We start from the raw sequence: 19,281 nt of genomic DNA, 5'->3' as shown, positions 1-19,281 counted from the left end.
GACGGTGTTTCGCCCGATTCGTGCTCCCTAGGGTTACTCGCACTGAGTGGCACTGTGGAGCATGGGGTGGAGCCAAATGGCAGGGATACGTCGACGTGATGTGCTGACGGGTGCGGTCGCGGTCGCCGGTGCGGCCGCGATCGGGCTCAACCCCGCGGCGGCCTCGGCCGCCACCCGGCAACACCCGGGGGCGGTGCAGGAGCCGCAACTGCTGTTCGGCGACTACCCCGTGGTGGCGCGGGTGCGCGCCCGCCGCGCGCTGGAGCACCTGCGAGTGCTCAGCGACGACATCGGCCCGCGGATCGCCGGCACGGCCGGGGAACACCGTGCCAAGGACTACCTCGCGGGCGTGCTGCGCAAGCTGCGTTACCAGGTGACCGTGCAGCCGTTCCCGGTCGCCGACAAGTACCTCGGTGAGATCCGGCTCGGCCGGGACAGCTGGCAGACCGGTTCCTCGCCCCAGGGCACGCAGGACGTCACGAGGGAAGCCGACGTGGTCGACGTCGGCTCGGGTGCGCCGGAGACCTTCCCGGCGGACGTGACCGGCAAGGTCGTGCTTTACGCGGCGGTGACGAACGACCCGAACGCGTACCTGCTGGCCGCCGAGCGGGGCGCCGTCGCGGTGCTGATCGGCAGGCTGAACGCGACACCGGACCGCAAGCTGTCGGCGTTCTCACCGACGTTGGCCACGCCGGTGCAGATCCCAGTTCTGGGCTTGGCCCAGGTGCAGGTGGAGCGACTGCGCGCCAAATTGGCGGCGGGCCGGGCCCGGATCCGGCTTTCCTCGGTGCACCACAAGAACTTGACGAGCTACAACGTGATCGCCGAGCGACCGGCCACGCTGCCCGGCCCGGACAACGGCGTGGTGATGGTGAGCGCCCACTACGACAGCGTCCCCGGCTCCCCCGGCGCCAACGACGACGGCAGCGGCACCGTGCTCTGCCTCGAACTCGCGCGGGTGCTGCGCTATCTGCCGACGAACAAGGCGATCCGGTTCGCGCTGTGGGGTTCCGAGGAGTACGGGCTGGTCGGCTCGCGGTACTACGTCAACAACCTCTCCGACGCCGAGGCCGGCCGCATCGCCGGGTGTCTCCAGAACGACATGGTCGCCACCAGTTACGACCCGGCGAACATCTACTGGCTGCTGTCGGTGGACGGCGCCGACAACGCCGTCACGCAAGCTGTCGGCGCGGCCGCGGGACGGCTCGGCTACACCCCGCGGACGAAGGGCCCGGTGGCCCGCGGTTCCAGCGACCACGTGCCGTTCTTCGAGCGCGGGATCGCGTCGGGCAACTTCAGCTGGCGTGGCGAGGGCGGCCCGGCACTGCTGGAGCCGACCTACCACACGCCGGAGGACACCATCGCCGACAACGTCAGCCTGGAGCGGCTCCAGGTGTCCCTCGAGCTGATCGGCGCCGCCGCCTACGACCTGCTGCGGCGCCACTAGTGCACGACTAGGCCGCGCGCGGCGGCGAAGGCGATGGCGGTTTCCATGTCGACGTGGGCGCCCGCGAGGTTCGCTTGGACGAGCCCGTTGGCGTCCAGCTTCGCCCCGCGCAGGTCCGCGCCGCCGAAGCGCGTGCCGTGCAGCCGGGCGCCGGTCAGGTCGGAACCGCGCAGGTCGGCGTCGGTCAGATCGGCGTCGACGAAGTTGGTCTCGCGGAAGCGCAGCTTGGAGAGCCCCGCCTTCTTGAGCCTCGCGCCGCCCAGGCTCACGAGCGAGAAGTCGCAGTCGGTGAGCTTGATCGCCTGCATTCGGCAGTCCACAAAGGACGATCCGAGGAACGAGCAGCCCGCCCAGTTCGTGTCGGCGAGCACGCTGCGGTCGAAGGTGCAGGAGCGGAACGCCGACGCCTCGTGCCAGGACTCGCCCAGATCGGTTTTGGTGAAGTCGCAGTTGTCGAAGGTGCAGGCCCTGGTGCGGAGCCCGCGGAGGTCTGCCTCCGAGAAGTCGCACCGGACGAACTGACGTTTTTCCCACTGTTCCCGGGGAAGCACCGCGTCGCGGTAGTCCTCGCCGGTCTCGATTTCGCCCACGTCGGCAGGGTGTCACATCGGACACAGGCCGCGGGCTTCGAGGGCCTTCTTTGCTAGGCGCAGTTCGACGTTCATAGAACACCGAACGACGTACTATGGAGCCATGAAGCACCCGCAGGTCCATCCCGACACCGACCAGCTGAAACTCACCGAGGTGATGGCCGCGCTCAGCGACCCCATCCGCGTGGGCCTCGTCCGGCTGCTGTCGGACGACGTCGAACGCGGCTGGGGCGAACTGCGGGCGCCGGTGGCGAAGTCGACGCTGAGCCACCACCTGAAGGTGCTCCGCGCCGCGGGCCTCACCCGCACCCGCGAGGAGGGCACCCGGTGCTTCGTCCGGCTCCGCCGCGACGACATCGCCACCCGCTTCCCGCACCTGCTGGACGCCGTACTGGAAGCCGCCGACAACGAAGACGTCGGCCACCAGGTCGGGCTCGTCAGCGATTCGGTAACGGCCTAATCCAGCTCGGGCACCAGCAGGAAATCGGGCTTCGACACGTCCCAGTCCGGCCTGCTCACCGCGTTCAGCGCCGAGACGAGTTGCCGTTCCTCATAGGTGAAATGCGTTTCCAGCAACGAAGAAAGCCCGTCCAGCTCGGCTCGGATCGACGCCGGATCCGACTCCGGCCCGAGGTCGCTGAGCAGCTTCTGCAGGTTGCCGAGTAACCAGCTCACCATGTTGTGATCGCGTTTCAGCTCTTCGAGCACCGGCCGCAGTTCCGGGAACTGGTCCGCCAGCACGAGAAACGCGCCGCCGTCCTCGCCGGTGTGATGCCGATGCACCGCCGAGCAGAACGTCAGGCAGTGCGCCTGCAGCTTGCGCGGCAGGCCGCCGTGGCCGTCGAGATAGGCGTCGACGTCTTCGCGGAGTTGTTCCAGCTCTTCGCGGAGCCAGATGTGGACTTCGATCAGTTGATTTCCGAAGGCGCGGACGCGGCCATACGGTTCGTTGTGCTCCAAGGGTTTCTTCCCATTGGTTCGGCGCCTCCATGCCCACGGCGGGCCCTGTTGCCGGGTGCACGCGACGCTGGAACGAGGATATCAGTGGAAGTCGCGGGACTTCGCCGTGATCCGCATCGGCAGGTGCTGCAGCCGGTCCGCCAGGATGTTGACCACCCCTTCCGTCCGCTCCACCGTGCCGCGGATCAGCAGCGCCGGACTGGACCGCGCGATCCGGTGGTAGCGCCGCCACAGGCCCATCGTGCAGATGACGTTGACCATGCCCGTCTCGTCTTCGATGTTGAGGAACGTGATCCCGCCGGCCGTCGCGGGCCGCTGCCGATGCGTCACCGCGCCGCCGACGAGCACCCGGCTGCCGTCCGCGACCTCGAGCAGCCTGGCCGCGGTGACCACGCCGAGCGCGTCGAGACGCTCACGGATGAACTGCGTGGGGAAGCTGTCCGGTGAAAGCCCGGTGGCCCAGACGTCCGCCACCGCGAGATCCACTTCGTCCATGCCCGGCAGGGCAGGCGAGTGCACCCCGACCGTGCTGCCCGGCAGTTTTTCCGGGCGCTCCTGGGCCACCGCGCCCGCCGCCCACAGCGCTTCCCGCCGCTCGTGGCCGAAGGATCCGAACGCTCCCGCTGTCGCCAGCGCCTCCACCTGCGGAGTGGTCAGCCGGACCCGCCTGGCGACGTCGGCCATATCGCTGAACGAACCGTTCTCTTCCCGCTCGGCCACGAGCTTTTCCGCGAGCGGCTGCCCGATCATCCGTACCCCGGAGAGTCCGATGCGGACAGCGTGTTCCTTGTCCTCCAAGGGTTCCAGCGTCGCGTGCGGAAGGCTGGCGTTCACGTCCGGGCCCAGCACCGTGACGTCGTGCCGCCGCGCGTCGGCGACCAGCGACTGCGGCGAGTAGAACCCCATCGGCTGCGCCCGCAGCAGCGCCGCACAGAACGCGTCGGGGTGGTACAGCTTGAAAAAGGCGCTCGCGAACACCAGATAGGCGAAGCTCAGCGCGTGGCTCTCCGGGAACCCGAAGTTCGCGAACGCCTTGAGCTTCTCGAAGATCTTCTCGGTGAGTTCCAGGGTGACGCCGTTGGCCGCGGCGCCGTCGAAGAACCGTTGCCGCAACCCTTCCATCTTCTTTTCGGATCGTTTGGAGCCCATGGCATGGCGCAGTTCGTCGGCCTCCGCGGCGGTGAAATTCGCGATGTCCAAGGAAATCTGCATCATCTGTTCCTGGAACAACGGCACGCCCAAGGTCTTGTCGAGCGCGTTCTTCAGCAGCGGGTGATCGTGCTCCCACTTCTCCTTGCCGCTTTTCCGGCGGATGTAAGGATGCACCGAGCCGCCTTGGATCGGGCCTGGCCGGATCAAGGCGACTTCGACGGCCAGCTCGTAGAAGGTCACCGGTTTCAACCGGGGCAAGGTCGCGAGCTGCGCCCGGCTTTCCACCTGGAACACCCCGATCGCGTCGGCCCGGCACAGCATCTCGTAGACCTTTTCGTCCTTGAGGTTCAGCTTCGCCAGGTCGATCTCGATGCCCTTGTACTCGCGCACGAGGTCGATCATGTAGTGCAGCGCGGAAAGCATGCCGAGCCCCAGCAGATCGAACTTGACCAGCCCGACGGACGCGCAGTCGTCCTTTTCCCACTGCAGCACACTGCGGTTCTCCATCCGCGCCCATTCGATCGGGCAGATCTCGCTCACCGGCCGGTTGCAGATGACCATTCCGCCGGAGTGGATGCCGAGGTGCCGGGGAAAGTCCTCCAGCGCGGCGGCCAGCCCGATAACCGATTCCGGGATGTCGTGATCGTGGTCTTTTTCCGTGGACCGCAACGCGCCCCAGCGGTCGATCTGCTTGGTCCACGCGTCCTGCTGACCCGGTGGATAACCGAACGCCCGCGCCGCGTCACGCACCGCGGAACGGGACCGGTAAGTGATCACGTTCGCCACTTGCGCGGTGCGCAGCCTGCCGTGTTTTTTGTACACGTACTGGATTACTTCCTCGCGGCGATCCGATTCGATGTCGAGATCGATGTCCGGATAACCGTCCCGGTCCGGGGCCAGGAACCGTTCGAACAGCAGTTTCCACCGCACCGAGTCGACCTTCGTGATACCCAGCGCGAAGCAGACGGCCGAGTTGGCCGCGGATCCCCGGCCCTGGCAAAGGATGTTGCTGCGACGGCAGAATTCCACGATGTCGGAGACGATCAGGAAGTACCCGGGAAAGCGCATTTTTTCGATGATCTTCAGTTCGTGGGCGAGCTGGGCGTAGGACTGCTTCCGTTCTTCCTTGCTGTGATCCCGATATTGCACGGCCGCCCCCGCGTAGGTCAGCTTCCGGAGGTACTTGACCTCGTCGTCCCCTTCCGGGACCTCGAACGGCGGCAGCTCCGGGGCGACCAGGTGGAGTTTGAACGCACACTCCATGCCGAGCAACGCGGCCCGTTGCACCGCACCGGGATAGTCCTCGAAGAGCCTCGACATCTCCTCCCCGGAACGCAGGTACGCCATCCCCGCCGAAGGCAACCAGCCCTCCATTTCGTCGAGACCGCGCCGCGCCCTGATCGCCGCCAGCGCGGCCGCGAGCCGTCCCCGGTCCGGAGTCGCGTAATGCGCCGCCGTGGTGGCGACCGTGGGCAAGTCGAATTTCTTGGCCAGCTCCCACAACGCGTCGTTGTGCTCAGTGTCGGTCGGTAGCCCGTGATCGGTCAGCTCGACGAAAACCCCGTCGTGGCCGAACAAGTCGACAAGTCGGCGAAGCTGTTCGGCAGCGGCTTCCTCACCACCGGAGAGCAAAGCCTTACGCACCGCGCCTTTGCGGCAGCCGGTGAGGACCACACACTTCCCGGCGACTTCCTTCGCGACAGCCTCGATGTCGTAGACCGGCCTTCCCTTTTCCGCCCGCTGTTTCGGAGGCAGGTCCTGGTCGTAACCGTGGAGCTGGCCTTGGGTGATCGCCCGGCAGAGACTCGAGTACCCCTCCTGTTTCCTGGCGAGCAGGAGCAGATGCTCGCCCTCCGGATCGGCGATCCCGTTCTGCGGCCCGGAAAGCCCGAAACTCAGCTCGGTGCCGAACACCGTGCGGATGCCGAGATCCCTGGCCGCTTCGGCGAACCGCACCACGCCGTACATGCCGTCGTGGTCGGTGAGCGCGATGGCGTCCAGCCCCAGCCGCGCCGCCTCCTCCACCAACTCCTCGGGATGGCTCGCGCCGTCGAGGAAACTGAAGTTGGAATGGCAGTGCAGCTCGGCATACGGCGTCCGTTCCGTGCCACCGCAGTCGTCGTCACCCCGCAGTTCTTCGAGGTCCGACGGCCGGAAGTAACCGTCGCGATGCCGCCCCCACGCCGGGCTGTCGTTGCCGTCGCCGGGCGGGGACTCGCCGGAGAGTTTCCGCTCGAGCTCCTTCCACGGCACCGGCGGATTGTCGTATCCCACTTAGTACTCCCGGTTCTCCGGCGCCGACCTCGGCGGCGGAATCCGGGGACCGAAGGAATCCCAGGGCGCGTCGGCGACTCCGCGTTGCAGGGGCAGGGAAACCTCCGTCTCCAGCCACTTCCACAAATTGCGCGAGTACTCCTCGTCCATGCTCAATCGTATATCCCTTCAACCGTCCACAAAGGATTTATGCCACCCTCGCGGAGCAACAGCACCGCGAGGTTGTCCTCCAGCAGGACCTGCAGGCGGATCCGGCTGTTGACCCCGGGCTTGACCCACCACTGGACGTCCGCCGGCCACGGTCCCGCCCAGTTCACGACCCGCCGCCCGGGGCCGCCGTCCCAGCTCACCCAGGCCGGTTTCCCGGTGAGCTCCCGCCGGTGGGTCAAGCCGACCTCCCTGGCGTCGGCGTCCACCACCCGCGCGGGCATCGGCCGCTCGGGCACGATCGACGGCGAAGGTGCGGGCACCCGGCCCGGCCACGGCGCGGCCGGCGGCGCCGAGAGGGCCCGCCGATCACCCCATGGCACCAGGTGGACCCGTTCGCCGGGCCCGCGCCCGCCGTCGAGCAGCGCGGTGAACACGCTTTCCGGCCCGAGCAGGCCCTGCACCCGGACCAGCGCGCGGCCAGCCTGCTCGGCCGCGAGGCTGTGTTCCTCGCTCATCCCGCCGGATCCGCCCTGCCACAACCCGAGTTGCAGGGACCGGCCTTCGACCGTTTCCTCCGGCTCCAGCCGCAACTGGGAGACGCCGGCTGTCGGCCTGCCCCCGGGCGCGGCCTTCAGCCAGCCCTCGAACTGCCAGCGCACGCGGTCCGCGATACCTTGCGGGGTAAGGGGTTCCGCGCAGCGCCACACCCGGCGCAGCTCGTCACCGTTCTCCGTGACGGCGTAGATCCCGAGCCGTGTGCAGGCGAGCCCCCGCCCGGAAAGCCCGGCGTGGAATTTCACGCCGAGGGTCTTCGCCATGAACGCGGCGGCGTCGACCCGGTCGAGCGCGGGGTCGAACGACTCGGTGATCGACAGCTCCGGTGGCGGTTTGCGGCGCAGCGGCGGACGCTCGGAGTGCCCCTTGGCCAGCCGATGCGCGAGCACACCGTCTTGCGAAAAGCGGGAGGCGACGTCCCGCTCGGTGAGCTCGGCGAAGGCGCCGATCGTGCGCAAACCCAAGCGGTGCAACAGATCCACGAGCTCACCGCGCTCCGAGCCCGGCTGGTTCAGCTCGCCGATGTTCAACGGAGCGAGGAACTCCGCGCCCTCGCCCTTTTCGACCAGCTCGGACCGGCGGGCGGCCAGCGTCGCCGCGAAAAGCCCGTCGGACACCCCGACCTGACACTCCACGCCCGCCGCGCTCGAGACGTGGTCGACCAGCAACTCGACCAGCCGATGCTCCCCGCCGAAGTACCCCGACGCCCCGGAAACCGGCACCGCGACCACCCCGGGTCGCACCACCTCGACCCCGACGATCAGCTCCTCCACCGCGGCGGCGACCGGCTCGAAAAGCCGGGCGTCGCGGCCGTCGTCCTCACCGAACACCGCCAGCTCGGGACACTTGGCCTGCGCCTCACGCCGCCGCATCCCGCGCCGCACCCCCGCGGACCTGGCGACAGCCGTGCACGCCACGACCCGGTTCGCCGAAAACACCGCGGCCGGGAGATGCGCGGGCACGCCTTCCGCCGCGCCGGCGGCGACCGCTGGCCAGTCCGGGCACCACAAAACCAGCATGCGCACTGGGAGGCTCATCCGACCTCCAATGCCCGCAACGGCACGGTCCGCTCCAGCCGCGCTGTCTTTCCCGACGGCCCGGGCAGCAGCAACTCGTCACGCTGCGGCCGCGAGGACGCGCCCCGCCCCTGCGTCCGCACCACGACGTCACGCGCCCGCAACCGGCCACGCCCACGCTTGAGCCCGGCCCACTCCCCCGGCTCACACCGCAGTTCGAGCTCGGCCCCCGGCCAGCCCCCGAACGACAGCAGCACCGCGCCCCGATGCCGTGCCCGAGCCGAAAGCCGCCTGGCGACCTGCGGATTCACCTGGATACCGCCGACCGCGACGACGTCTATCCCCTCCAGCAACGCGGCCGTCACCGCGGCGAAATCGGCCCCCGGCTTGGGCACCAACGCGAGCCTGCCGACTTCGACCCCGAACTCCGACGCCGCGACCAGCCCGAGCGCGGGCACCCCGACCACCGCGGCCCACGCCCCGTTGGCCGTGGCCCCCGCCAGCAACGCGAGCAGCAGCGATGTCGACCCGAGGACCGCGACAGTGCTCCCGCGCCGAAGCCCCGTCGTGGGAAACAGACCCGCCAGCTCAGGCAGAACGGGAAGCACCCCACCCGTCGCCTGAGCGTGCTCGGCCGTCTTCGCGACCCCGCTCGCCGTGCTCACCCCCGGCAGCGACGCCAAGCGAGCCACCGGGGCGTCCGCCACCACACCAGCCGTCACCGGTCCGCCTCCACCATCACCGCCACCCGCGCCACCGCGCGAACGACGTCGAATGTCACCGTGGGGAAGACGGTTTCTCGAACGCCTGTTCGATACCTCAGATAGAACACTTGTTCGACTTGGATGTCAACCCTACGATCTTCGCCATGGGAACGCTCCTCGACTACGCCACTCCTGGCCCGTTCACGCGCCTCGACAGCGTCAGCCCGGCGGCACTCGAACCGATCGCCACCACCCCGGTGGAGATCTGCTTTCCCGTCCACGACCTGGTCATCCAGCCGGGCGACGCGACGGCGGCCGATCTACCGCCCGAACGCTTCGACGAGAACCAGACCCGCCCCGCTTCGGTGTTGGTCCAACGCCTGCTCGCACTGAACCCGGCCCCGCTCACCACCCCACGCGAACCACTCGAACGAGTGATAGGCACCTGCCGCCACTTCGCCGTCCTGAGCTGCGCGCTCCTCCGTCACCGCGGCATCCCCGCGCGCGTCCGCTGCGGTTTCGCCACGTACTTCCAGCCGGGCCAAGGCCTCGACCACTGGATCACCGAGTACCGGGACGACTCCCGCTGGATCCGCGTCGACTCCGAAATCCTCGGCCAGTCAGTGCTGGAACACCCCCACGACCTGCGCCCCGGCGAATTCCTCACCGGCGGCGAAGCCTGGATCGCCTTCCGGCGCGGAGAAATCGACGACTCCACCTTCGGCGTCCACGGCACCGAAAACTGGGGAGCCGCCGAGATCCGCGGCAACGCCGTCAAGGACCTCGCCGCCCTGAACAAGGTCGAATCCCTGCCATGGGATGAATGGGGCCGCATGACCGAGGCCTACGACGGAAAAACCGGCCCGGACTACGACGAACTCCTCGACGAACTCGCCGAGGTCTGCGCCTCCGACGACCCGGCCGCCGTGTCCGCCCTCTATGCCCACAAAGACCTGCGCGCCCCGGATTCCCTGCTCACCTAGGCTGCCTGCGTGGTTGATGAAGGACGTCCGCAAACCTGGTCCTGGGCCGATGTCGATCCGGCGACCCATCCCTTCGATCCCGATTCCGTCGCGGGAGTGATCCGGGGCTTGCCACTCGCCCAGCTAAGGCCGCCGACGCCCTACGTCTACGGCCCGGACTTCTCCACACGATTCGTTCGGCACCCCTGAGCAGACGCTGGAGGTGATGCGTGAGGCGTTGCTGGAATGGCGCGGCTGGCTGGAGGAGCTCGCCGAGCGCTTTGACAGCTTCCTGCCGATCCCGCCTGACGACCAGCTCGCGGCCTGGGAACGAGCGGTGGCTCAACTGGTGACCGTCGTCGCCATTCGAACCCGAAGCGAGGCGGGCTGGCACTTTCATTGTGAAAGAGTGCTGTCCTGGTTCCTGGAACGTGCCGGAATTCCCTCTGCTCAACACCGCGCTTTGATCGACGACGCCATCGGTGGCCGATTCGAAAGCGGGCTCGAGCCGGAACCGGCGATCACCGAAGCCATAGCCAAGGACCTGGCCACGACCTTGACCACCGGATCCAATGGTTGATCACCTGCTTACCTGGCTTCAAATCCGTGACCAAGTCGACTGGGAGAGCGCGCCCGAGATTCGGAAAACGGGCAATAACCATGACGGCGTCGCCAACTTCGTCAATTCCATGGTGCGGCAACGAGACCCCGACCGCGCACGCCGTCTGCTCGCCGCGCTGGAGCAAGTACGGACCGCGGGACGTGAGCCGCTCACGTTCGCGCTTTTGTCGTCATGGCAACGCGAAGTCCTCGGCGAAGAACAACTCGTTTTCCGGACCGTCCCGGCTTTCGCCAAGCGCGGCCGCGAACGGTACGGCCTGCACCCGGACACGCCGCGGGTTTTCGATCACTGCCTTACGCAGAGCGCCGGCCCACTGCCGCTCGCCGCACGAGCCGCCCGCGCCTATTTGGACGTGGCGTTCTTCCACCCGTTCCCGGACGGCAACGCCCGCGCGGCGATGCTCGCGCTCTATTTCGTCCTCGCTCGCGAAGAAGTCTTGCTCGGCCAAGCCGCCCCGATCCTGCTGACAGTCCGTCGCGCCGACGACGCGGCTGGAGCCTTCGCGCTGGCGCATCTGATCGCCGTCTTGGCCAACGCCGTGATCGCCAGGAGCGAACCGGCCACGCCCTGAGCGAACGACGCCCCTCCCGCCGCCTTCCACGCCCTACCGTCGGCACCATGACCCTGGCACCCGAAATGCAGGCCCCGAACGCCTTGTCCCTCAACGACTCCGTCTACGAACAGCTCCTGCACGACCGGATCGTGTTCCTCGGCACGGAGGTCACCGATGAGGTGGCGAACCGGCTCATCGCGCAGTTCCTGCTGCTGGCCGCCGACGACCCGGACAAGGACATCACCTTCTACATCAACTCGCCGGGCGGTTCGGTGACCGCGGGCATGGCCATCTACGACACCATGCGGCTCGTCAAACCGGCCGTGGCCACCTGGGGCCTCGGCTTCGTCGCGTCCATGGGCCAGTTTCTGCTTTCCTCGGGTACGCCGGGAAAACGCCACCTGCTGCCCAACACGCGGATCGTGATGCACCAGCCGTCCGCGGGCATCGGCGGTGCCGCCACCGACATCGCCATCCAGGCCGAGGTGTTCGGCAAGATGAAACGCCGGATCGCGGAGATCACCGCGCGGCAGACCGGCCAGTCCGTGGAGCGGATCACCACCGACGCGGACCGCGACCGCTGGTTCGACGCCGACGAAGCACTGGCCTACGGCTTCGTCGACCACATCGTCGGCGAAGCCTGACTACTGTTTCGGCGTGACTTCTGTTTCCTTGCGCCGAGCCCTGGCCGATCCCGGCGTGCGCCCGCTGCCGGATCGAGCCGTGGCCCTGCTGGAAGAACTGGAAGCGCCACCCAGGCTCGCCGCGCACCTGCGCTTGGTTCACGAGGTGGCCTGGCACCTGACCGAGTGGGTGACGGCGAACCATCCGGCGGTGGAATTCGACCGGGCGGCCGTGCTGTTCGGCGCGGCCACCCACGACATCGGCAAGACGGTCCACCTCGCCGAGCTGTCCGGCCCTGGCTCCCTTCACGAGCAAGCAGGTTACGAACTCCTTGTGGCACAAGGCATCGACGGGCGCCTGGCTCGGTTCGCACGTAGCCACGCGTCTTGGGGTGCCGATCTCGACGTGGAGGATCTGCTGGTCAGCCTCGCCGACAGGATCTGGAAGGCCAAGCGGGTCGCGGAGTTGGAGCAACTCGTCGTGGATCACCTTGCCGCGGCGAGCGGGCAGGAGTCATGGGAAACGTTCATGGCGCTGGACGACGAACTCGACCGGATCGCGGCGGACGCCGACCGCAGACTCGCCTTCCAAGCGAGCTACCCCGTCAGCGCCTGAGACGCTTCGGCCGCGACGCTCGCCGCTGTGTCCACAAAGGACGTGAGTGTGACTGTCCGCAGTCGTGACAGCGGCGGCTGCGCGATGCCCAGCTTGTCCGCCGCCCGGCCGAAGTGCACTTGCCGGAACGATCCTGCTTTATTGAAAGGCAAACGTGGCGTGGCTGGAGAGCGAAGCTCCGGCACTGTGGCGAGAAAGTGCGCTCCGGCTTGTCTCCCGATGTCGTGACGGCCACCTTGTGGAACTCGGAGCCGCTCAAGGTGGCCGTCACCGCGTTCCCGGCGACGATCCTGCCGGATACTTCCGCTGGTCAGGTGAGGGTCGTGAGTGGCAACGAGTGTTCTAACACTCGTAAACACTCACGACCCCCACGCGCCTGACCGCCGGAACGCTATGAAGGGTCCCTTCCTCCCGAAGATCGACGGCGACCACGCACATCTGAACGCCCAGTTCATCGTCTTCGAAATCCGCGCCGCCGCCCGCCCCGCCGAGCGCGTTTAGCGGGCTAAACGTCCTTGCGCAGGTGGGAGCCAGGTTGGGCGGAGGTGAAAGGTGAAACCGGCTCGCGTCAGGTTGGCCGCACTCAGCGAGCCGGGGATGGCAGTCGCGACGGCCAGCGCGCAACCCGCGTCAGCGGCCATCCGGAGCCGATGTCCGAGCAATCGAGGCTGAGCGCCCTTGCCTCGGTGAGCGCGCAACGTCGAGGCGCCGCCGAGCACAGCGACATCGCCGTGGACGGTCATGGCCGCCGCCGCGATCGGGACGTCGTGCTCGAGCAGCAGGAACCGCCGCACCTCAGGACTCCGATGTTCGGCTTCGATGAACGCCGCGACCGTGCCTTCGACCTCGTAACCTGCCAGCAGGATCCGCGCGAAACCAGCATCGCCGTCCTCCACGTCCGGCGACGCGGTGTGCTCACCGAGCCTCCGCACGGCGAGCCCGCGATCGGCCACCCGCGTGAAACCTGGCAGCTCCAGCTCGGAAGAGCCGATCAACGCCGGACGCACGCCGTCCCAGACCGGATCACCGACGAGTTCGACCGCCGCGGCCAGGTTCTCCGGCTCGACACCGGACACCGTCGACAAGAAGCTCAACGCCGGATCCGTGACGAGCACCGCCAGCAAGCCGTCCTGCTCCAACACGCGGAACCGCCCCGGAAGTCCTGCGTAGGTTGCGGCCGCGCAGGCTAGCTCGGTCCGTTGATGAAGGGCTCGTTCCGCGCTGCGCATTACCGAATCCGAGCACGCGCCGCGCCCTGCCGCACGGCAGGATGGGCGGGTGGCAGGTAAACGCAGTGCCGGGATCTTGTTGTTCCGCAGGTCCGAGTCGGGTGTCGAGGTGCTCCTCGGGCATATGGGCGGGCCGTTTTGGGCACGCAAGGACGCGGGCGGCTGGTCCGTGCCGAAGGGTGAGCTTGAGCCGGATGAGGCTCCCGAGGCCGCGGCCCGGCGGGAGTTCCAGGAAGAGCTCGGACTGCCGGTCCCCGCGGGGGAGCTTCTCGAGCTCGGCGAAATCAAGCAGTCCAGCGGCAAGGTCGTGACGGCCTGGGCGCTGGAGGGCGACCTCGATCCCGACGCCGTCGTCCCGGGAACGTTCGAGATGGAGTGGCCGAGAGGCTCCGGGCGCATGAAGGAGTTCCCCGAAATCGACCGCGTCGGCTGGTTCGAGCCCGAGCAGGCCCGCGAGAAGCTCGTCGCAGGCCAGCGCCCGTTTCTCGACCGCCTCGCCGAAGTACTTGCAACCCCTAACGAGCGCGATTAGCCCGCGAAACGCAAGCCAGCGGGGTAAGACGAAGGCCGGGGCGGCTAGCGGCCACCCCGGCCCCGTCGAATTACTTGCGCACGCTAACGAGCGCGATTAGCCCGCGAAAGGCGCTTGCGGTCAGTGGGCGAAGTGGCGGGTGCCGGTCAGGTAGAGGGTGACACCGGCGGCTTCGGCGGCGGCGATGACCTCGGGGTCGCGCACGGAGCCACCGGGCTGGACGACGGCGCGGACACCGGCGTCGATCAGCACCTGCAGGCCGTCCGGGAACGGGAAGAACGCGTCCGACGCGGCGACAGCGCCCTTCGCGCGGTCGCCCGCACGCTGCACGGCGAGCCTCGACGAGTCGACGCGGTTCACCTGGCCCATCCCGGCACCGACGGTGGCCAGGTCGTCCACCAGCAGGATCGCGTTCGACTTGACCGCCCGCACCGCGCGCCACGCGAACTCGAGGTCCGCCAGCGTCGCCTCGTCGGCCGCCGTCCCTGTCGCCAGGGTCCAGTTCGCCGGGTTGTCGCCCTCAGCGGCGATCGTGTCGACGGTCTGCACGAGCAGCCCGCCGGAGATCGGCCGGAACTCGATCGGGTCCGGGTTCTCCAGCGGCGCGAGCTTCAGCAGCCGGATGTTCTTCTTGCGGGTCAGCACGTCCAGCGCGTCGGCGTCGAAGTCCGGGGCGAGCACGACCTCGGTGAACACCTCCGCGATCTGCTCGGCGGCCGCGAGCGTCACGGTCTGGTTGGTGGCGATGACGCCGCCGAACGCGGAAACGGGGTCACACGCGTGCGCCTTGCGGTGCGCCTCGGCGATGTCGACGCCGGCCGCGATGCCACACGGGTTGGCGTGCTTGATGATCGCGACGGTCGGCGCGGCGAAGTCGTACGCGGCGCGGCGGGCGGCGTCGGTGTCGACGTAGTTGTTGTACGACATGGCCTTGCCGTGCAGCTGCTCGGCGTGCGCGAGGCCACCGCGCCAGTGCTTGTACAGCGCGGCCTGCTGGTGCGGGTTTTCGCCGTAGCGCAGGATTTCCCCGCGCTCCCAGGTCGCACCGGTGAAGTCGGGGAAGCCGGAGTCGTCGGCGGGCGCGTAGGAGTTCGCGAACCACGAAGCGACCGCGGTGTCGTAGGCGGCCGTGTGCGCGTAGGCCTGCGCGGCGAGGCGCTTGCGGTCGTGCAGACCGAAACCGCCCTCGGCGACGCGCTCGAGAACCCAGCCATAACGCGAAGGGTCGACAACGACGGCCACACAGCCGTGGTTCTTCGCGGCGGCACGCACCATCGCCGGGCCGCCGATGTCGATGTTCTCGACACAGTCCTCGGGGCTCGCGCCCGAAGCGACGGTCTGGGTGAACGGGTACAGGTTGACCACCAGCAGGTCGAACGGCGCGATGCCGAGCTGCTTCAGCTGCTCGACGTGGTCGGGCCGGTCCATGTCGGCGAGCAAGCCCGCGTGCACCCCGGGGTGCAGCGTCTTCACGCGGCCGTCGAGCGACTCGGGGAACCCGGTCACCTCTTCGACCGGCGTCACCGGCACACCCGCGTCGGCGATCGCCTTGGCGGTGCCCCCGGTCGAGACGATCTCCACCCCGGCGGCGTGCAGCCCCGTCGCGAGCTCGATCAGACCGGCCTTGTCCGAGACGCCGATCAGGGCACGCCGAACCGGACGCAGCTCATCCTTAGTGCTCACGAAAAATCACCTTTCGTCCATCGACTGTGCAGCCACCACGGCCAAGTCTTTCGATCGTTTCCACCAGCAGCCGCCGTTCGACGGCCTTGATGCGCTCGTGGAGAACGGCTTCATCGTCATCGGCTTCGACGACGACGGCTTCCTGCGCGATGATCGGCCCGCTGTCCATGCCCGCGTCCACGAAGTGCACCGTCGAACCGGTGACCTTCACGCCGAGCTTCAGCGCGTCGGCGACGGCGTGCATGCCGGGGAACGACGGGAGCAGCGCCGGATGGGTGTTGATCACCCGATTGGGGAACGCGCCGAGAAAGTCCGGACCGAGGATCTTCATGAACCCCGCGGAAACCACCAGGTCAGGCCGATACGCGGTGACGGCCTGGGTCAGCGCCTTGTCCCACGCGGCCCGGTCGGCGTGGTCGGCGACGCGCACTGAGAAGCTCGGGAGGCCCGCGCGTTCGGCCCGCGACAGCGCCTCGACGCCGTTGCGGTCCGTGCCGACAGCCACGACCTTCGCCGGGTAGTTCGGCTGCTGGGTCGCGTCGAGCACGGCTTGCAGCAACGTGCCGGAGCCGGACGCGAGCACGACGACCTTCGCCGGGATGGGCAGGTCCAAGCGACTGGCCAGAACTAACTCCTTGGCGGGGCGTGCGTGCTCGGACGCACAGCGATTCACCTGGTCGTACTTAACCCTAACGGTCGGGCTCCGGCTCGCTTTCGGCGACGGACCCCGCGGTGGATTCGGTCACATCGGCGCCGGCCGCCGGCTCGGGCCCGGCGACGTCCACTTCGGACTCGAACTCGTCGGATTCTTCAAGCGCCACAACGTCATCGTGAAGCAACTCTTCGTCGAGTTCGATCTCTTCATCGTCCGACAGCTCGTCGTCCACGAGTTCGTCGGCGGCATCGTCCGTGAGTTCGTCCGTGAGCTCGCTGTCCTCGGCTTCGCCGTCTTCGAGTTCCGTGCCTTCAGTCTCGTCGGCTTCCGTCTCCTCGGAGTCGTCTGCTTCGGCGAAGGCCCCTTCGGCGGTCTCGTCAGGCGGCGCGGGCGGCTCGTGCGGCCCGGCGAAGAAGGCGACCATCCCGCCCGGGATCACGATCCAGCAGAACGCGACGACCGACGCGACCCCCACCGGCACGCTGACCGGGTCGAAGGGCCCGTCGCCGAGCTGTCCACCGGCGAGAGTGCCCAGCACCACGCAGCCGAAGCCGACGATCGCGCCCGCGACACCGACCGTCCGCAGCCGGGCGACCGGTTCGGCGTCGACGTTGCGCACCGACCAGCCGACCAGCACACCGACCGCGGCAGGCAGGAGCACCAGCACCGGCCACCAGGCCGCGCGATGATCGGGAATGCCCGCGAGCAGCGGCACGCCGGGCACCGAACCGCCGGAGAAATCGAGCGGGCCGACCGTGACCGTGCCCATCGAAAATCCCGGCCCCGCCGCGAACGACAGACCGGCGACGATCGCGTTGGGCAGATAGCCGAGGGAGAGCAGGAAGAGCCCGAAGCTCGTGCCGAACCCCGGCTCGTACAGCTCACGCAGGGTGGACGTCGACAGCGCCAAGCTCAGCGTGAAGACCACGGCACCGCTGGCCAGCAGCCCGGCCAGGCCGAGCACCCCGGCACGGATCCCACGCAGGGCGAGCGGGTCGAGATAGTCCTGGGCGGCACTGATCAGGCCGGCGCGCTTCGCGAGCCCGGCTGTGGCGGCCAGCGCGGCGAAGAGACCGGGTACGAAGAACGCGGTGACCGCCTCGGCCTCAAAGACCCCACCTCGCGAAATCAAGGCGATGACCAGGCCGAACAAGGCGTGCGCGCCGGTCAAGACGGCGACGACGGCGATCGCCTGCCGCGGCTCGTGCAGGCCGAGACGCTGCGCGGCACCGGCCGCCGTACGGGCGATGAGCACGGCCACGCCGATGGCGGGCAGCAGCGGCAGCATCCCGAGCCGGTGACCGGTGATGTCGAGCGGCACCTGATGGGCGGCGAGCCAGCCCGGCCCGGCCGAGGCCAGCACGCTCAGCGTCGAGAACCGGGTCCGGTCCGCGGTGACGGTGACCAGCGCGAACACCGCCGCCACCAGCGCGTAGCCGGTGATCAGCGGCCCGAGCGCGGCGGCGAGCAGCACCCGGACCCGGGTGGCGCGCGAAAGGTCGAAACCGGGCTCCGGATCGCTCAATCGCTCGTCGCCCGGCGGGAGCGCCGAGGGCGTGAGCAGGTCCATGATCTGCACCCTCGCATCCGGCCGCGGCCGTCGCGGTGAGCCACGCCGCCCAAACCTTGCCTCACAGGTCACACCCACCCGGACGGGTTGTCCGTGACAGAAAAAACACCCCATGGCGACTTTGCGTCACCACGGGGTGTTCCTGTTTCGAAGATCAGCTCTGCTGGCCGAAACCACCGGGCGGCGTGCCCGGCGACTGCTGCTGGCCGCCTTCAGGCGACGAACCCGGCTGCTGGAAGAACTGGCCCTGCTGCGGGGCGTAGGTCGTGGACTGCTGCGGCGGATTCGGGGTGACCGGCGGCGAGTACGTCGTCGGCTGGTCGGACTGGCCCTGCCCGGGCTGGCCGCCCTGCTGACCCGGACCGGGCTGACCCGGACCCGGCTGACCGCTCTGGCCCGGCTGCTGGCCGAACCGCGGCGGCTGCTGGCCGTACTGCTGCTGCGGGCCGCCCTGGCCGAACTGCTGGCCGTACGGGTTCTGCGGCGCCGACGGCTTCGCCGCGGGCAGCTTGACGACGCCGTGCGCGAGCAGCAACGAACCGACCGCGACCGCCATCTGCACGATGCCCAGGATCAGCACCACGACGACGATGCCGGGGGTGCTGGCGTCCGACGAGATGCCGATCACGGTGTCGATCACGTCGAACGCGCCGAGCACGCTGAACAGCGCCGCGAACGGCAGCGCCTTCGGGCCGTTGGGCAGGACGTGCAGCCCGGCCAGCAGACCACCGACCAGGAAGAACGTGGTCGAGCCGCCGACACCGCCCGCTTCGTCCGAGAAGCCGAGGAAGTACTGGATCAGGCCCAGTGCCGCGACGCCGAGCGCGAGCAGCAGCGGCAGGTTCGGGGAGCCCGCCGAACCGCTGGGGGCGGCCGGGGGCGGGGGCACCGGTGGGAAGGATCCCGTGCCGGGCGCCGGCTGGTAGGGCTGCTGGGAGCCACCCTGCTGGGGGTAGCCAGGCCCGCCGCTAGGGAAGGTCATCCGATGCTCTCCTGTCGTTGACCGGCACCCCGGGAGCACGCGGGACACCCGGGACAAACGAGGCGCCTTGTGATGATGGAACGCTAGCGCACAGACGGACAAGCGCCGCCTTGGGTATCGGACGGATGAACGCCGCACCCGGTTCCGTTTTCCGGCGGAATGTGTCGTGGGTCGTACGGGGTCGTCAAAGAAAGAGCCGGACATCGAAAGATCGATGTCCGGCTCTTCGGTGCCTTACGGCGAACTAGTGCAGGCTGTTGTACAGCTCGCGGGCCAGTTCGGCGGTGGCGCTCGGGGTCTTGCCGACCTTGACGCCGGCGGCCTCGAGGGCCTCCTGCTTCGCGGCGGCCGTGCCCGAGGAACCCGACACGATGGCGCCGGCGTGGCCCATGGTCTTGCCCTCCGG

At 68.6% G+C, this 19,281-nt stretch carries 20 protein-coding genes and 1 pseudogene; 9 read left to right on the top strand and 12 right to left on the bottom strand.

All coding sequences use genetic code 11. From position 1 onward, the window contains the following. Positions 1 to 76: 76 nt before the first annotated feature. Positions 77 to 1,447, top strand: coding sequence for a M28 family peptidase (locus VGP60_RS36385; protein WP_327552744.1), 1,371 nt, complete (start codon positions 77 to 79; stop codon positions 1,445 to 1,447). Here VGP60_RS36385 and VGP60_RS36380 read toward each other — a convergent pair. After that, the gene (locus VGP60_RS36380) at positions 1,444 to 2,028 is read right to left on the bottom strand and encodes a pentapeptide repeat-containing protein (protein ID WP_327552839.1); all 585 of its coding nucleotides are present in this window, start codon (positions 2,026 to 2,028) and stop codon (positions 1,444 to 1,446) included. The genes VGP60_RS36385 and VGP60_RS36380 overlap by 4 nt on opposite strands. 112 nt (positions 2,029 to 2,140) lie before the next feature. Between VGP60_RS36380 and VGP60_RS36375 the strand changes: the two genes are divergently transcribed. Next, the gene (locus VGP60_RS36375) at positions 2,141 to 2,497 is read left to right on the top strand and encodes an ArsR/SmtB family transcription factor (protein ID WP_327552743.1); all 357 of its coding nucleotides are present in this window, start codon (positions 2,141 to 2,143) and stop codon (positions 2,495 to 2,497) included. Here VGP60_RS36375 and VGP60_RS36370 read toward each other — a convergent pair. From VGP60_RS36370 to VGP60_RS36350, 5 genes are all read right to left on the bottom strand, one after another. Further along, on the bottom strand, positions 2,494 to 2,997 hold the full coding sequence (locus VGP60_RS36370) for a hemerythrin domain-containing protein (protein ID WP_327552742.1): 504 nt from the start codon (positions 2,995 to 2,997) through the stop codon (positions 2,494 to 2,496). The two genes, VGP60_RS36375 and VGP60_RS36370, sit on opposite strands and share 4 nt — an antisense overlap. Positions 2,998 to 3,078: 81 nt before the next feature. Continuing rightward, entirely contained in the window at positions 3,079 to 6,423 is a 3,345-nt protein-coding gene (locus tag VGP60_RS36365; protein ID WP_327552741.1) for an error-prone DNA polymerase, read from the bottom strand. Next, positions 6,424 to 6,579 (bottom strand): hypothetical protein, encoded by a 156-nt coding sequence (locus VGP60_RS36360; protein ID WP_327552740.1) that lies wholly within the window; start codon positions 6,577 to 6,579, stop codon positions 6,424 to 6,426. Further along, positions 6,576 to 8,165, bottom strand: coding sequence for a DNA polymerase Y family protein (locus VGP60_RS36355; RefSeq protein WP_327552739.1), 1,590 nt, complete (start codon positions 8,163 to 8,165; stop codon positions 6,576 to 6,578). Before VGP60_RS36355 ends, VGP60_RS36360 begins: the two co-directional genes overlap by 4 nt. Further along, positions 8,162 to 8,866 carry a hypothetical protein gene (locus VGP60_RS36350; RefSeq protein ID WP_327552738.1) on the bottom strand — a complete coding sequence of 235 codons (705 nt, stop codon included), beginning with the start codon at positions 8,864 to 8,866 and terminating at the stop codon, positions 8,162 to 8,164. The genes VGP60_RS36355 and VGP60_RS36350 overlap by 4 nt, the downstream gene beginning before the upstream one ends. 146 nt (positions 8,867 to 9,012) lie before the next feature. Between VGP60_RS36350 and VGP60_RS36345 the strand changes: the two genes are divergently transcribed. The 6 genes from VGP60_RS36345 to VGP60_RS36320 all read left to right on the top strand — a co-directional run bounded on the left by VGP60_RS36345 (position 9,013) and on the right by VGP60_RS36320 (position 12,224). Further along, positions 9,013 to 9,831 (top strand): transglutaminase domain-containing protein, encoded by an 819-nt coding sequence (locus VGP60_RS36345; protein ID WP_327552737.1) that lies wholly within the window; start codon positions 9,013 to 9,015, stop codon positions 9,829 to 9,831. Positions 9,832 to 9,840: 9 nt separating this feature from the next. Then, a complete protein-coding gene (locus tag VGP60_RS36340; RefSeq protein WP_327552736.1) occupies positions 9,841 to 10,020 on the top strand; it encodes a hypothetical protein in 180 nt (59 codons plus the stop codon). A gap of 16 nt (positions 10,021 to 10,036) precedes the next feature. Then, positions 10,037 to 10,390 carry a hypothetical protein gene (locus VGP60_RS36335; protein WP_327552735.1) on the top strand — a complete coding sequence of 118 codons (354 nt, stop codon included), beginning with the start codon at positions 10,037 to 10,039 and terminating at the stop codon, positions 10,388 to 10,390. Positions 10,391 to 10,499: 109 nt separating this feature from the next. Further along, a complete protein-coding gene (locus VGP60_RS36330) occupies positions 10,500 to 11,003 on the top strand; it encodes a Fic family protein (RefSeq protein WP_327552734.1) in 504 nt (167 codons plus the stop codon). 47 nt (positions 11,004 to 11,050) lie between these two features. After that, on the top strand, positions 11,051 to 11,629 hold the full coding sequence (locus tag VGP60_RS36325) for an ATP-dependent Clp protease proteolytic subunit (protein WP_327552733.1): 579 nt from the start codon (positions 11,051 to 11,053) through the stop codon (positions 11,627 to 11,629). 13 nt (positions 11,630 to 11,642) lie between these two features. Beyond that, positions 11,643 to 12,224, top strand: a complete 582-nt coding sequence (locus VGP60_RS36320; protein WP_327552732.1) for an HD domain-containing protein — start codon at positions 11,643 to 11,645, stop codon at positions 12,222 to 12,224. Between the two features lie 497 nt (positions 12,225 to 12,721). Here the strand turns inward: VGP60_RS36320 and VGP60_RS36315 are convergent, their stop codons facing one another. Further along, complete coding sequence (locus VGP60_RS36315; RefSeq protein WP_327552731.1) at positions 12,722 to 13,366, bottom strand: GNAT family N-acetyltransferase; 645 nt, start codon at positions 13,364 to 13,366, stop codon at positions 12,722 to 12,724. Between the two features lie 136 nt (positions 13,367 to 13,502). On the opposite strand from VGP60_RS36315, the gene VGP60_RS36310 reads away from it, so the two are divergent. Continuing rightward, positions 13,503 to 13,985, top strand: a complete 483-nt coding sequence (locus VGP60_RS36310; protein ID WP_327552730.1) for an NUDIX domain-containing protein — start codon at positions 13,503 to 13,505, stop codon at positions 13,983 to 13,985. Between the two features lie 120 nt (positions 13,986 to 14,105). On the opposite strand, the gene purH is transcribed toward VGP60_RS36310, so the two are convergent. The 5 genes and pseudogenes from purH to VGP60_RS36285 form a co-directional block, all read right to left on the bottom strand. Next, positions 14,106 to 15,668, bottom strand: coding sequence for a bifunctional phosphoribosylaminoimidazolecarboxamide formyltransferase/IMP cyclohydrolase (gene purH / locus VGP60_RS36305; RefSeq protein WP_327552729.1), 1,563 nt, complete (start codon positions 15,666 to 15,668; stop codon positions 14,106 to 14,108). Beyond that, on the bottom strand, positions 15,658 to 16,281 hold the full coding sequence (purN, locus tag VGP60_RS36300) for a phosphoribosylglycinamide formyltransferase (protein ID WP_327552728.1): 624 nt from the start codon (positions 16,279 to 16,281) through the stop codon (positions 15,658 to 15,660). The genes purH and purN overlap by 11 nt, the downstream gene beginning before the upstream one ends. A gap of 76 nt (positions 16,282 to 16,357) precedes the next feature. Then, complete coding sequence (locus VGP60_RS36295; RefSeq protein WP_327552727.1) at positions 16,358 to 17,893, bottom strand: DUF6350 family protein; 1,536 nt, start codon at positions 17,891 to 17,893, stop codon at positions 16,358 to 16,360. A 154-nt stretch (positions 17,894 to 18,047) separates the two neighbouring features. After that, positions 18,048 to 18,875, bottom strand: coding sequence for a DUF5336 domain-containing protein (locus VGP60_RS36290; protein ID WP_327552726.1), 828 nt, complete (start codon positions 18,873 to 18,875; stop codon positions 18,048 to 18,050). Between the two features lie 244 nt (positions 18,876 to 19,119). Further along, positions 19,120 to 19,281 (bottom strand): annotated as a pseudogene (locus VGP60_RS36285) (succinate--CoA ligase subunit alpha); the annotation flags it as partial.

The sequence above is a fragment of the Amycolatopsis sp. genome (assembly GCF_036008905.1).
GTDB lineage: Bacteria > Actinomycetota > Actinomycetes > Mycobacteriales > Pseudonocardiaceae > Amycolatopsis.
This window is presented reverse-complemented; position numbering and strand designations above follow the sequence as displayed.